This window comes from Nonomuraea spiralis (assembly GCF_014648435.1).
Classification (GTDB): Bacteria; Actinomycetota; Actinomycetes; order Streptosporangiales; family Streptosporangiaceae; genus Nonomuraea; species Nonomuraea spiralis.
Window position 1 is genome coordinate 592,455 of sequence record NZ_BMRC01000003.1, and the last position, 13,946, is coordinate 606,400.

The 13,946-nt window shown below is 61.5% G+C and carries 10 protein-coding genes and 1 pseudogene; 6 read left to right on the forward strand and 5 right to left on the reverse strand.

Annotated features, from left to right (window positions below; genetic code table 11):
• The first annotated feature begins 159 nt into the window (after window positions 1-159).
• A complete protein-coding gene (locus tag IEZ27_RS10105; protein ID WP_189646930.1) occupies window positions 160-1,293 on the forward strand; it encodes a hypothetical protein in 1,134 nt (377 codons plus the stop codon).
• Between the two features lie 278 nt (window positions 1,294-1,571).
• On the opposite strand, the gene IEZ27_RS10110 is transcribed toward IEZ27_RS10105, so the two are convergent.
• Window positions 1,572-2,042, reverse strand: a complete 471-nt coding sequence (locus tag IEZ27_RS10110; protein WP_189646931.1) for a hypothetical protein — start codon at window positions 2,040-2,042, stop codon at window positions 1,572-1,574.
• Between the two features lie 1,922 nt (window positions 2,043-3,964).
• Between IEZ27_RS10110 and IEZ27_RS10115 the strand changes: the two genes are divergently transcribed.
• Window positions 3,965-4,225, forward strand: a complete 261-nt coding sequence (locus tag IEZ27_RS10115) for a hypothetical protein (RefSeq protein WP_189646932.1) — start codon at window positions 3,965-3,967, stop codon at window positions 4,223-4,225.
• 473 nt (window positions 4,226-4,698) lie between these two features.
• Here IEZ27_RS10115 and IEZ27_RS10120 read toward each other — a convergent pair whose 3' ends face one another.
• A complete protein-coding gene (locus IEZ27_RS10120; RefSeq protein WP_189646933.1) occupies window positions 4,699-5,661 on the reverse strand; it encodes an RNA polymerase sigma factor in 963 nt (320 codons plus the stop codon).
• Between the two features lie 407 nt (window positions 5,662-6,068).
• On the opposite strand from IEZ27_RS10120, the gene IEZ27_RS10125 reads away from it, so the two are divergent.
• The 4 genes and pseudogenes from IEZ27_RS10125 to IEZ27_RS10130 all read left to right on the forward strand — a co-directional run bounded on the left by IEZ27_RS10125 (window position 6,069) and on the right by IEZ27_RS10130 (window position 10,145).
• Complete coding sequence (locus tag IEZ27_RS10125; protein WP_189646934.1) at window positions 6,069-6,206, forward strand: hypothetical protein; 138 nt, start codon at window positions 6,069-6,071, stop codon at window positions 6,204-6,206.
• Window positions 6,203-6,376 (forward strand): hypothetical protein, encoded by a 174-nt coding sequence (locus tag IEZ27_RS53760; RefSeq protein WP_229823816.1) that lies wholly within the window; start codon window positions 6,203-6,205, stop codon window positions 6,374-6,376. Before IEZ27_RS10125 ends, IEZ27_RS53760 begins: the two co-directional genes overlap by 4 nt.
• A gap of 246 nt (window positions 6,377-6,622) precedes the next feature.
• A pseudogene (locus tag IEZ27_RS55475) lies at window positions 6,623-6,844 on the forward strand (hypothetical protein); the annotation flags it as partial.
• 220 nt (window positions 6,845-7,064) lie between these two features.
• Window positions 7,065-10,145: a DUF3427 domain-containing protein gene (locus IEZ27_RS10130; protein WP_189646935.1), complete on the forward strand. Its 3,081-nt coding sequence runs from the start codon at window positions 7,065-7,067 to the stop codon at window positions 10,143-10,145.
• Between the two features lie 435 nt (window positions 10,146-10,580).
• On the opposite strand, the gene IEZ27_RS10135 is transcribed toward IEZ27_RS10130, so the two are convergent.
• The 3 genes from IEZ27_RS10135 to IEZ27_RS10145 form a co-directional block, all read right to left on the reverse strand.
• A complete protein-coding gene (locus IEZ27_RS10135) occupies window positions 10,581-11,981 on the reverse strand; it encodes a hypothetical protein (protein WP_194521937.1) in 1,401 nt (466 codons plus the stop codon).
• A gap of 68 nt (window positions 11,982-12,049) precedes the next feature.
• Entirely contained in the window at window positions 12,050-12,361 is a 312-nt protein-coding gene (locus IEZ27_RS10140) for a hypothetical protein (RefSeq protein WP_189646937.1), read from the reverse strand.
• Between the two features lie 709 nt (window positions 12,362-13,070).
• Window positions 13,071-13,598: an integrase core domain-containing protein gene (locus tag IEZ27_RS10145; protein WP_229823817.1), complete on the reverse strand. Its 528-nt coding sequence runs from the start codon at window positions 13,596-13,598 to the stop codon at window positions 13,071-13,073.
• Between the last annotated feature and the right edge of the window lie 348 nt (window positions 13,599-13,946).

Genomic DNA, 13,946 nt, shown 5'->3' on the forward strand with positions numbered 1-13,946 from the left:
TCAGACACCCCCTGGCAGTGGGGATTCGGCGAGCAGCCCGCATACACCCCTCGCCACGCGTCGGTTCCAGTACTGGCGCTCAAACGCCTCCGTCGCTCCAGGGAACAGGTCGTCCTCGGCTGGTTTCACCGATACCCGGCGCGGTTCGCAGCTGACGTTGTGACGGCGATGCTGGCTCAGGTCGTCACCGAGGCTCAGCGGCCCATAAGGCAGGTTCTGGATCCGTTCTGTGGAACGGCATCCGTCGTGGCCGCCGGCCGCCAACTCGGTCTCTCCGCGATAGGCCTGGAGTTGACCACCCTCGGTGTCACCGTTGGACGGCTGCGACTGGACCCGCCAAGCAACCCCTGGGAGGCCGCGGCCACGTGTGAACGCATCGCACGCATCAGGCCGGCGGACACAGTCCGGGTGCATGACGAACTCGCTCAATGGCTAGGTGATCGCAATGCCCGCCTGCTGACGGCATGGCAGCCGGCGTTGGAGGACATCGACGACATGCGGCTGCGCCGATTCGCCACGGTCGCACTGTCCCAGTCACTACGCCCTTCGTCTCGATGGTTGGCTGGCTCGATCAAGGTCACCGCCGATCCCGACCGTGAGCCCATACCGCTTGAACACAGCCTGCCCCGCTGGGCACGCCAGCTTGCTCGCGACTGTGACACCGAACAAGCTGCACTGACGGACTTCAACGACATCTTCGGACAGCGGCGCCCCCCGGCCGCGATCCTGCGAGGTGACGCGAAGCAGGTTCCCTTGAGAGATGCCAGCGTGGACGCGGTTGTGACGTCCCCGCCATACTTTGTCACCTACGATTACTTCGAGATTCAGCGGCTCACCTACCTGGCATTTGGCTGGCCGATGAGACGTAGCAATCAAATCGGCGCCAAATACGGCCATCTATCCGTAGCGGGAGAAGTTCAGCTTCCCCCAGCGTTTCAACGATGGTACGAGTCTGACTTCAACGGCGAGAAAAGCGCGCTTGGCAGGGCACTACGCGCCTATGTCCAGGACCTTCGAACACATCTCGCAGAGGCCGCTCGCGTGCTTGCTCCGGGAGGACTCGTGGCCTACTCGGTCGCCAACTCCGTCAGGGCCGGACGTGTCTTCGATCTGGCGGCAGGCTTCGAGCAGCTCCTGGCCGAGGTCGGTTTCAGCGAAATTCGTGCAATACCTCGCGCGCAAGCTGGCCGACGTATCCTCCCACCGGGCCGGGACCCGAAGAGCGGACGCTTCTCGAGCAACGTGCGCAGTGCCGGAGTCCGAGAGTACATCGTACTTGGCAGGCTCCCCTGAGGTGATGGCTATAGAACTATTGCACAGGCGATGGGCAGTTCGGGTTGAGGTTTGTATGAGTGTTCCTCGGCTCTCAAAGCGTGAGCAGCTATCCTGACTATGGACATCATGAAGCCCGCTGAGGCGATCACTGATCAACTAGCCCACAACTTCCCAATTGCCGGTACCAGCATATGCAATCTCGATGTCGGTAACGCTAGTGTTCTGGCACATGAAACGGCCTTCCTGCTCGAACCATCTTCGGAGGGCTGCAGGTCGCCATGGCAACTGAACATTGGTTACAGAGGATTGAGGTACGGGCGGCCTGCAGACAAGCTACCGGCGCGGATGGTGCGTTCTATAGCGAGAGCCTGTGCGCCGTCCTGGCAAATCAGAAAACGATAGCTGAGGTGCTCTCTTACGTAGCTTTTGGTTATCTGGTCGAGACTTAGGTGGCCTTGGCCAATATTGGCCTGCTGTTCAGGCGTCAAGGCTGGAATGATGAAACGGTCGCAGATGTAAACGTTAAACTGATCTCCAGATCGTCTTCCGGATGCATGCGAATTAAGTCGCGTCCAAAGGCCTAGCGCCTTTTTTGTCTGTTCGGGATGAGTGACCAGATCCTCCGGCTGGGCTCCACGTCCACTCATGCCAACATAGATGAACTCATCCCGTCTCCAGACGGTATACACACCTGCTGCCCGGCGAGGGACCTGATCACTCGGCCAGTCAGAGAACTTGAAGGCCGGCCCGCTCTGTAAGACGTCCACGCAACCGACTCTACACCGTGAGGATTTCCTCGCCGCTAACACTTCGCCAAGGGTGAAGCCGGAGGCGCAGGTAAAATACCCGGATGCGTCGGAACCGGGATGGTGTTCATACTTCTCGCCTGAGTGTGAGTGCTGGAGACTTCAAGTTCCCATAGGTTCTTTGATGTATAGGACTCCTAGTCGCCTCTGGTGCTCACCGCGGGTGGCTCACTATGGAAAAGGCGTCGCGCTGCTCTCAAGCGAATCCACGAGTTTGGATCTTGATCCTCAAGCTGCTGAGGTAGCCAGAGTCGGTTCTGGAGTGTGTCGGTGTCGCTGACCTCGGCAGCCGCTGAAGACGGCCAGTCGACCTGCGGTTGATCTAGGACTTGCTCATATAGCTCAACCGGAGTTTGCGGGATTTCGTTGTGCGTTGCGTTGTGTGGAAGATTGGTAAATGCCAAGATTTCGTGCCGTTCGTCTAGGCTAGCCGAATGCAGCAGTCGTCTCGGGGGATTCGTACTTACGGCATGCTTTGGAATAGGTGGCAAGGAGGGCTGCTGGATGCGGCTAAATACCTCTTCTGTATTCTTTGTCAGCCAGGTATCAGGGTCGAAGTGTGAGCTCTGGAACAAAAAGACAGCAGCGTCATGATGGGAATGAGATTTACGCTGGAGGCGCTCGTCGGTGAAGCCTCGTGGGTGGAGAAATGGTGCAGCTGCATGCCAAATGGGAACAGTCGAGGTGGTGGTCGCTTCAATTCGTAGAAGGTAGGTGAGATCCCGTGGCCATTTTGACCAGCGTGTTCTCGGAATGAGGCCACGCACAAAAGTGGCAGGCCCAAGTAGTTCTAGCGCCTTCTCGCTTAGGTATTGCCGACTCCGGCTGGTGGCATGCCGGAAAGGCCCGCTGTGCTTAGAGGTGAGGAGAAGGTGGCGTTGTAGGGCGTACTCTGCTGCGAGTTCCCTCAGTTTTGCCCAGGTCCCTACTGTGGCCTGTGTTTGGCCGCGGCGGGGATCCCCGCAGCTGGAGTCTGGCGCACCCTGAGGCCAGGAGAGCGGGGTCAAGATGTAGGCGGCCTTGCAGGTATCCCAGTAATCATCATGGACGTCCCATACCCGAGTGGGACCGACGAAGCGCAAGGCCCCGCATGCACTGACATCCCAAGGCTTAACTGTGGTGCCACCATTGTTGTGGAGCACGGCTAGCGCTGCAGCTGTTGTGGGGACGTACAGTCTTGCCAATTCTCTGGGCAAGGCATGCGGTACGTTAGCTATGAGTCTGTCGAAGGCATGCCGAGTCAGCCCTAGCGGTTTAACAGAGGCAATGTCTAGCGAAGACCTAATGGAACTATCCAGCCCTGCTGGACGAGTTGGCCTGCACCGATGGAGCAGAACGTTTTCCCACGGTGAAGCGGCGGGGTCGGCCAGACATGTTGAGGCATCCTTGTCCAGCAGCAAGATCGCCGTCCCGGAAGGGATGCCGCGGGCAGCATTTAACACACTTGCCAATAACGTGTTCAAGAGCGTGCGGGTTTTGCCGCTGCCTACCTGAGCATAGATGTACGAAGATATGGGACCTGCCAACACCTCGATGGCACTGCGCGGTATGGCTCGGTGCCATTTCGATCGATCCGTCACCTCCCGCACGGAGTCTGAGGCTTCAGCCGTGATGTCCGTCCCGGAGATGATCACGCGTGAACTCGGGATACGTCCAATGTTTGTTGTCCCAGGGTCTTCGGCGCTTACCTTCGCCTGTGTAGTCGCAGGAACAGTTTCCTCTGAAGGGGAACTTGCGACTATGCAGCCGGGTTCCTTGATGGCATCTAGACGCACAGGTTGGGACAGTTGCCGGTCTGGCGTCGCATGTTCCTGCTCATCGGAGGTTGACACAGATGCTTCCCTCGGCTCGGGCAGCCTTGGTGACCGAACCGAGGGATCGAGGTGACATTCGTCAAGGTGGTCTTGCGGCAAACCCATGGCCTTTGGCCGGAAGGACTCTCGGTCCAATGCCGCAGCGCAGGCACGCAGCAAAGCAGGTGGAGCGTGGCCGACACACAAGAGCGCGGCCGAAACGATGGCTTGAGCCACATGCTCGTCCACGTCGGCGATGATGCCCTCGTCAACCAGATACTGCAGGATGCAGGCAGCCCCTCCGGGGAGGGCTGCCACATTACGAAGGAGCTGTTTCGGCAACTGCAGTGAGGCCGGCAATGGAAGTACGTGTCCAGGTGACGGGGACGTCGGCAGCACTTCGAAAGACACAATGTGGCGACAGGCCGGAGGCGGGGGAGGGGGAGGTGGCAGATACCGCATCGTCGCCTGTGGGGTCCCTTGGGCGCCAGCGTTGCAGCCACGCATGTTCCGCGGCCGAAGCTTGAGTGCAGCCGTGGGGGCGGACTGGCACATCCGCACCAGCATCAGCACGAGATCGTTGAGCTTGAAGGACGGCTGCGCAGATACCCCGGCGGACCTGCCGCGCTCCTGAATGCGGCGCGCCAAGTGCTCAGGTAGGCCCGCCCGAATGTGCTTGGCCACCGGACTTCCCAGCGACGAACGCTCGAGCATCTGATCGAAGTCGTCGTCGGTCTCCATCGCCGGTGCCATCGGCGGGCGGTCAGCGGGTTGTATGCGCGGCGAATCCACAGTGCCGCGACGTTCTCCGTTACTCATGGCAGTCACCTCTCCGCACCGTCAGGGTCCACTTGGGCTTTTGGAGCAGGGTTCTCCTTGCCAAGCCTTTTGCGGGCGCGTCCTAAGCGCCCTTCAGCAGCCTTTTCGCTTAGTCCGCAACGTTCAGCTGCCTCGGCCTGGTTGTAGCCCTGGCTGCGGAACCACAGGACCTCACGCAGCTGGGGATCTTTGATCTTGCTCATGACGTGCCGGGCCTGGTCGGCCAGAACCACTTGATCTTCTGGACTTCGGACGCGAGCGGGACGCAAACTTGGCAAATTATCAAGATCGTCGGTCAACCCGGCATACAGGGCTACCCGGTCCAGCACCCCAGCTCTGCACCATCTGCGGTAGACCTTTTCAAAGGCGATCAGACACCCACCGATGAAGTAGGTCGTCAGCGCCGCTCCACCCTCAGGGTTCCAATCGCCGTTACGCACGGTGCGGCGAAAACGCTCGATGCCTTCCTCGGCGACTTCGAAGGCCAGTTGGTCAACATCGTCTTGGCTCCATCGCCTCCAGTCGGACCTGGCGCGCTCAAGCGGGGGCAGGGGAGTCAATCCCCTCCTCGCCCTGGTCTTGTTCGTCCGCGCGCGGATCTCGTTGACCTTGGCGAAGATCTTGTCTGCCCGAAGCCAACCGATCAAGATCGGCAGGCTGGAGCCCAACAGGCGCCCACACATTTTGTCGAAGCGATCAACGCGACCCTGGGCCAGATCCTGCTGCAGCAACATCATGATGCGCTGATCTTCTTCAAGTCGCGCTTGGCGCGCGTCGGCGCCCTCGTGCAGCTCAGGGGGCACTAGCTCCCGTTCGGCCTCGGCGACGGCGGCGGCGACCAGATCCGAGGCTTCTTGCTCCGATATCGGATCGTCGTCGCTGCCGGTATCCGCGTCGATGCCCCCTGACTCGACCGACTTGGTCTCGAGCGCGCTCGGACGTGGGCCGGGCTGTTCGAAATGCGCCATCGACGTACCCGCTCCCCTCGGGGGTTGGGGGCCGAGGGAAGGCACGCACGGCCCGGGACAGGTGGTGGTCTACTGCGTAGCTCTATGGGGCAGCGCAGGATCTCCCCTCGGGTCTCCCCAAAGTTTTTTGTGCCGTCTGAAAGCGAGGGGAGCGCGGCGCGAATCGCTTAGACCTCCACAACCCGAGCCCTTCTCGTTCAGAGCAGGGCCAAGCGTGTGGAAGGGACATTGTGCAGGCAAACCTTAACGCCGATCACCACCCCGTGTGCCCGCTTCACCAGCACGAGCCCAGTAGTTGTGGCAGTGTGGCCAAGCCCGACGCGACCGCTACTAGGTCTTCAGGTCCTGCTCCGGCGAACCCGCCTACGCCCCCAGAGCGCATCACGCTCGCCCTGCTGTGCGCCGCCATGGCCACCATCGTCATGACTGGCCTGATGCTCGCCGACAAGGCGTCCTGGCCTGCGTCCCTCATCGTCGGCCTGGGCGCCGGCGGCGCCACCCTTGTCAGCGTGCTCACTCTCCTCGGCCGCACGAACTCCTCGTGATCGCCCGGGAGCGTCTGCTCGCCCTGGTCGCCGCACACCTGACCGAGATGATTCCCGGGCTTGGCGCTGTGTCCGCTTCCTATCAGGGCGGACGGGTTATCCAGCGGTCCAGCCTGAGGCATCTGGAGCGTTGTCTGGTGATGCAGCGGCTGTTGTCGTACCGGCGCTAACGAAGTGCGCCATGCGGTTGCAGGAGTCCGCCGAGACGTGCTGGAGGATCTGAAGCTGGCGGGAGCCGTGATCAACACCTGGGCTGATTGCGAGGGATCTGACGGCCGCAGAGGCCTGCGGCCGTTACTGCGCTCGATTGGGTGTGGGGTGGTGTGTGCAAGCAAGTCGACACCGCGGTCAATGTCGCCGCCAGGCTCGGCAATATTCAAACGTCCACGACCGTCAGTCCCGACGCGACCTGAAAGATCACCCTACACAGGCCGACCGCGGACTGGATCGAGCGGATCGCCGAGGTCCGGTGCTGGACCACAGCCGGCGAGGGGGGCCTACGCAACCGCTCCTTCTGCTGGACGTCTTGGACCATTTCCAGCGGCACAACAACCGGCCGATCCCGTTCAGCGCTGGCGGAGGTTGAGTTCAAGGAACTGCTCAAGGAGTCCGGCCGGCCCCGCGACACCAGCCCTGGCGTGAACCGCGCCGAGCTTGTGGGGGCCTCCACTAACCGGACACACCAGTGACTCCATCAAACTCGGGGCACACCAGAGCTGCCACCGAAGCCGGAGCGCTTCACGAGCGGCGGCTTCGAGGTCATGCCCGCCATCGCGGACGAGGACGCCTGGTGATCCCTTGCCGTCCCGAGCGGCATCAGCTACATATGTGATCTTCCTATGTCTCCGAGGACATGACATGACCGACGCTCCGATCCTGGGCCTCTATGACTCCCTGCTCACCGGCACGCTCGACGCGAAGATCAACCCCTGGCGGCAAGCCGGCCACCTGGTCGAGGTGTCGAAGATCGACGGCGAGGAGGTCGCCCATCTGCTGGGCCGTTTCGTCGGCGAAACGGCAGCGCGGGCCTTCGCCGAGCTGAAGGGACACCCTGACCAGCAGGTAGCACTGGCCAACCGGCTGCTGGCCCAGCTCACCGAACCGGAGACGATCGCGGACGGGCCGAACCAGCTCCTGTCGATCATGAAGGACGCCCTGGGAGCGGCCGCCCCGCGTCGGCCACTCACGTCGCTGTCGGAAGCGGCCCTGCTGACCAACGCCCGCGAGGACCCGAACCTGGCGCACGAACTGGCGGCCGAGCTGGCGAGCGCCGACCGGGTGGGTCTGCTGTGCGCGTTCGTGAAGTGGTCGGGGCTGCGCATTCTTGAGAAGCCGCTGGCCGAGCTGCGGCGCCGGGATGTGCCGCTGCGGGTGATCACGACGACCTACATGGGCGCGACCGAACGGCGGGCGCTGGACCGCCTGGTCAACGACTTCGGCGCCCAGGTGAAGATCAGTTACGAGCGCAACTCCACCCGACTGCACGCCAAGGCATGGCTGCTGCGCCGCCACACCGGCTTCGACACCGCCTATGTCGGCAGCTCCAACCTTTCCCGCGCGGCACTGCTGGACGGGCTGGAGTGGAACGTCCGACTGTCGTCGGTGACCACCGCGCGGCTGCTGGACAAGTTCGAGGCGACCTTCGACTCGTACTGGAACCGATCCCAGTTCGAGCCGTACGACCCGGCGACCGATGCCGATCGCCTGGATGAGGCGCTGACCCGCTCGCAGGCGGGCAAGCAGCTGTTCGACATCCCCGAGCTGGTCCCGCATCCCTTCGACCACCAGCGCGAGATGCTGGCCGACCTCGACCGGGAGCGCACCGTCCACGACCGGCACCGCAACCTGCTGGTCGCCGCGACCGGCACGGGCAAGACCGTGGTGGCCGCGTTCGACTACCGCAACCTGCAGCAGCGGCTGGGCCGGCAGCCGTCGCTGCTGTTCGTGGCGCATCGGCGGGAGATCCTGGCTCAGGCGATGCGTACGTATCGGCAGGTGCTGGCCGTACCGGACTTCGGTGAACTGCATATGGGGGAGGACAAGTCGCGGCACTGGCGACACGTCTTCGCCGGCGTGCAGTCACTCGCCCGCCGGATCCTGGAGTTCGAGCCCGAGCACTTCGACGTCGTGGTGATCGACGAGTTCCACCACGCTGCCGCGCCGACCTATCGGCAGATCATCAACCATCTCCAGCCGAAAGAACTGCTCGGCCTGACCGCGACGCCGGAGCGGTCCGACGGCACGTGGGTGCAGGACGAGTTCTTCGACCGGCGGATCGCCTCCGAGCTGCGGCTGTGGGATGCGCTGGATGCCGATCTGCTCTGCCCGTTCCACTACTTCGGGATCAACGACGGGACCGACCTTTCCGGGGTGAGGTGGACGCGCGGCTCGTACGACGTCTCCGCTCTCGACAACGTCTTCACCGGCGACGACGCCCGTGCCCGGCTGGTGTTCAACGCGGTGCGCGACAAGGTGAGCAACCTGGAGACCGTACGCGGGCTGGGCTTCTGCGTTTCGGTTCGGCATGCGCACTACATGGCTGACTTCTTCACTCGGCACGAGCTGCCCTCGCTGGCGGTGGACGGCTCGACAGAGGACGGCACGCGCAAGGCGGCACTTCAGGCGCTCGCGAATGGGGAGATCAGGTTCCTGTTCGCGGTGGACCTGTTCAACGAGGGTCTGGACGTGCCCGACGTCGACACCCTGCTCATGCTGCGGCCCACCGAGAGCGCCACGATCTTCCTGCAGCAGCTCGGGCGCGGGCTGCGCCGTACGCCGGAGAAGGACGTGCTGACCGTGCTCGACTTCGTCGGACAGCACCGTAAGGAGTACCGGTTCGCCAACCGGTTCCAGGCGCTGACCGGGTTCTCCAGAGGGCGGCTGGACAAGCAGGTCAAGGACGACTTCCCGCTGCTGCCGTCGGGGAGCCAGATCGTGCTGGATCGGGTGACCAAGGAGCGGCTGCTGGCCGATCTCAAGGTTCAGCTCGGGGCGACGGTGAACACGCTGTCGCAGGAGATCCGCTCCCTCGCGGAGCTGTCGCTCATCAGATATCTGGAGGAGAGCGGGCGCGACATCAGCGACCTGTACCGCAATCGTCGCTACTGGACCTCGCTGCTGCGCCGTACCGGACTGTTGCCCGGGGAAGGCTCGGCCCTGGAGGAGGAACTGGGGCGACGCGTCCGCGCGTTGCTGCACGTGGACGACCGCACCCGCGGCGAAGCCTACGCCCGGCTGCTGCAACCAGATGGCCCCCGCTACGCCTCGCTGTCCCCAGCTGATCAGGCCTTCACTCGGATGCTCTTCTTCTCGTTCTGGCGCGATGGAGGCGGGTTCGCCACTTATGACGAGGCGCTGGACCACCTGCGCGGCGAGACGGCGCTGTGCGACGAGATCAGGCAGGTGCTCACCTACGGCGTCGACCGGCCGCGGTATGTGGCCAAGCCGGTGGGGCTGGATGGCGTGCCACTGGCCGTCAACGCCCGCTACTCCACCGACGAGGTGCTCGCCGCGATCGGCTGGGCCTCGGTGGGCGGCCTGGTGCCCTCCACCATGCGCGAAGGGGTCGCCTGGAGCCCCGCGGCCCAGTGCGACGCGCTCTTCGTCACCTTGCAGAAGAACGAGAAGGAGTTCTCGCCGCAGACGATGTACCGCGACTACGCCCTGACCTCGCGCCTGTTCCACTGGGAATCCCAGAACCGGACCAGCGCCACCTCGGCCACAGGTCGCCGCTACCAGAACCACGTGGCGCAGGGCAGCCACGTGCTGCTGTTCACCCGCGAACGCAAGGAGAACGAGCTCGGCCACCCAGAGGCCTTCGTCTTCCACGGCAAGGTCCGCTACGTGGAGCACCGCGGCGAGCGGCCGATGGGCATCACCTGGCGACTCGATGAGGATATGCCCGCAGACTTGTTCCGCCGCGCAGCGATCGCCGGATAAGCGGCGCGAGGTGAACCTGGCACCCACGATGATGCGGCTGATGAGCAGGCCGCGGTCCAACGCGTAGCGGATTTCCGAGTAGTTCATTCCGGCGACGTCGAGCACGTCGTAGGACTGGATGTGCGCTGGGTGACCAGCTCGGTGGCGGATCGCGCTCATCGGGTCGCCAGCGTCGGCCCGCATCGTGTGGGGCTGGAATATTCGATTCATGCGCTGATCTGCAGTCCTTGGCAGGCTTGCAGATCTTGATAATTACCGCCTGAGTGGTTGCTAAAAACAGGTTGAGCGACTGCTCAAATCGGAGGGCTGGAGATCCAGCTTAGCTATCGAACCGCAGGTTGGACGCTGTGGCTGAATATTCGAGCCGCAACCCACGGATGGGTGCTGATGTTTGTTAGGCTTGCGTGAAGCGTAATCCACCTAAGCGCAGCATTCCTAGCTCTTTGACCACGACAGAGGAAATCTGATCGCTCTTCTCAATTCTGCATTAAATGCTGACAGCTGTTCGTCATCTTCAAACTCGGCGGAAGGCAAGTGTTCACGACTTAAAGGGCCAACTCCGTGAACTGCATCGTCATATGCGGATGAAATCGCAGACGAGAAGAAGAAGTTTGTAGCCTCGTCGATATTAATGCGATCCATAGGCCATGAGTACCTACCGGCTTTCACTCTCAAGGGCGGGAAAATCCACCAGGCATCTTCTTGTGTAGGATTCACGAAGCGAAGTGCCCCTGAGTCAATAAAATTTAACCCATAATGAGACAATAAGTGCGGATTGTCGCGACGGTCACGCAGGAGTCTAGAGGAATAAAACAATGTAAGGTCTGGAATGAGTTGTGCGTGGTGCCTGATGCGGGTTGCGCACTCGCTCAGCGAGGATGCAGCTGAGAGTTCGGGAAGGACCATCCCCATACGAATTCCGGTCCGGTCCGCGATCTCTTCCTGTAAGGAAGCGATCACTTGAGCCGAAGGCCATGACGCCAGTGATTCCCCGCGCCAGGATGATATTGCGAGAGCTGCCTCGGCAAAGCGCAGTGGAGGGTAAATCTCCCTCCAAGCGGTGTCCACTCCTTGGGAATGGAGGCCAGGCACGACCGGATTGATGGCGAAATCAATTAAGGTTAGTATGGTAATTGGATCCAGCTTACGTCCTGCTAGTTCCTCAGCAAATCTGTAAGGAAGTCCATACTCTCCATCAAAGGTGCGACTAAGCATTTTCAAAAGAGCAGGATCCGCCATCCTGCTAAAGCTGCCAACTTGTAGCAGCACCTCATCGAGGACCGCCGCACATTCAAACAGAAGTCGTGTGCTAACTATGCCCTCCCTGCTTGCTATCAGAGCCACTTGATCGTCGAGTCTGACGCTCCCTCTTTCGCCAGTTAGGCGCGGAAGCATCCCGTCGCCACTACTTTGATGCCAAATAATTTCAAGGGCTGCTTGAATTGCGTTAGTGGCTGGCCATTGCTTAATCGAAGAACCTAGGAATTCGGGGTCTAGTAAGATTTGATACGTAAAGTGTAGATCTAGCCAATCTTGTCGTTGCAGCGTTAATTGCTCCCCTAGGCGATTGAGCGGGCTATGCTCTGAATAACTAAAGAGCGAAGCTCTGTCTAGTCGTTCTAGTGAAAACTGAGCAATGTCCTGAGTGTCAAGATGCTGAAGCGTGTAGGCTGCTAGCAAGTCTCGGGTTCGGCGCAGAATGACGAGAAGGACACCGATAGAGCTTCCATGGAAGCGGGCCCAGTGGCTACTTTCATGGATATATCGCTGGTTCCATGACGCTATAGAAGTTATCAGGTCGTTTGTGCTGACGTTAGTCTCGTCCAGGAATAGCATTTGACTGCGCAGGTTTAATTCCGCTCCTGACGAACTAAGGAAACGAGGTGTACAGACACTCATCGTGTCTACTCTCGGCTTGCATCCGTACCTGTGGGGCCGTCGTCTCCAGATTGCGGATCGACCTCAGTTACTACGCCCCGATCGCGAGCGCGGCTTACGAGATAGCGGAGTCCGTCATAGATGGCATTAGTTGCAACGCCCGAAGCGATTGCTACTGTTATCTCAGCCCACGCGCCGTAGCGGAGCGAACCCTGTTCGGCTGCATCGGTGATCTGAATCTCAGACACACAGTGCTGCTTAAGGACGGGGTCTGCTGCGATCTCCTCGGCCAGGACTTGGAGGTTTGCCTTCTCGCCACGGTATGTCAGAGTTTCCATGATGCTCAGACTAGCAAGGAATTAGGATGGTTCTGGAGGTTTGTAGCAGGTTCTTGGTTGCGCACGTCCAGGTTACCCACCCCCTCTTGCCGGCGCCTTAGCATAGGGGGAGATTTGTCTGATTCGTTAGTCATGTAACAAAGATGGTAGCCCCATGTTGGTCGGGCGATCTGACGGCGGCGTAGCAGGCATGTCTTTCTCTTCGCAGGTCAGTGGCAGTGCGTGATTGCTGTTGCCTGCGTGTCAGGGGTAGCCCACATTGTCGTCAGTGCTGTCGTCGACCCAAGCTGCTCGGTGGCAAGGCCCGACAGAGGGGCCGCGGCAGGCGATCGCCTCGACCATTGTGGTGGTGACCGGAGCCAGCGATCCCTACCTGGACCGCGACCTTGCGCCTGCCGCAGGTGGTGTTCGTTCCGTAGGAGGCAACAGTCGAGGAGTGGACGGCGGCACGACTGCACCCACCGTTCCATGATCGAGTTCAACCGCGGCATCCGGATGCCGGTGCGCAGGGTCTTGATGCCGGTTTCGGCGAGGATCTCGTCCACGAGGGCGGGGGCCATCCCGATCACGGATCAGGTAGCGCGCCTGGCAGCTGGCATCGTCCAGATCCATCACCAGATTCCTTACCGCCTGGGTGACCCAGTTTGCGCTCGGGGGCGCGGTGGTGCCGAGCACGCGGACGCGCTGCCGACAATTCCATCCATGCAGGTCAAGGCGTATGTGAGGACTCGTGTAGGATGCCGCCGAGTCGATCTCTTCGGCGTATGTTGAGGTGGATGATTTGCTCAGGGTCTGTGATCGTTTCCGGGACGGGACGCAGCGGGGCGGCTTGAGCCAGGGCTTGGTGGGCGCGGTGCTGGTTGTAGAACCATTCGTACTCGTGCAGGGCGTGCCGTAGGTGGCGTTCGTCCCAGAGCAGGCAGCGGTCCAGGAGTTTGTGGCGGCAGGACTGCACCCATCGCTCCATGATTGAGTTCATGCGGGGTATCCGGATGCCGGTGCGCAGGGTTTTGATGCCGGTTTCGGTGAGGATCTCGTCCATGGGGGCGGGGAACTTCCTATCCCTGTCTCGGATCAGAAAGCGCGCCCGGCAGCCCGCATCTTCCAGGTCCATCAGGACATTCCTGATCGCTTGGATGGCCCAGTCGGCGGTCGGGTGAGCGGTGGTGCCCAGCACGCGAACGCGCCGGGTGGTTTGCTCGATGACGGCCAGTATGTACTGGCGCTGCCCGTTCAAGGTGACGGTCGCAGGCCGGCAGGGTGTCTGCTTGCGAGCACAGGAAGTCGGCCCATGTGCTGGACGCCCGCTGGGGTGCCGGATCAAGGCCTTCCTGCTTGAGGGTCTCCCAGACCGTGGACGGCGCGACCTTGATGCCGAGTGTGGCGAGCTCTCCGTGCACCCGCCGGAAGTCCCAGCTCGGGTTCTCCTGGACCGGGCGCAGAATGAGAGCGCGGATGGAGGGGACCGTGGGCGGGCGCCTAGCTTGTTCTTTATCCTCCGGATTGTTGTGCTAAGCGGCGGGTTGATCGTTTCCCGGACAGCAAGACGGCCTTGAGTGATCATGTGCGGTGTCGAGTCGCTACT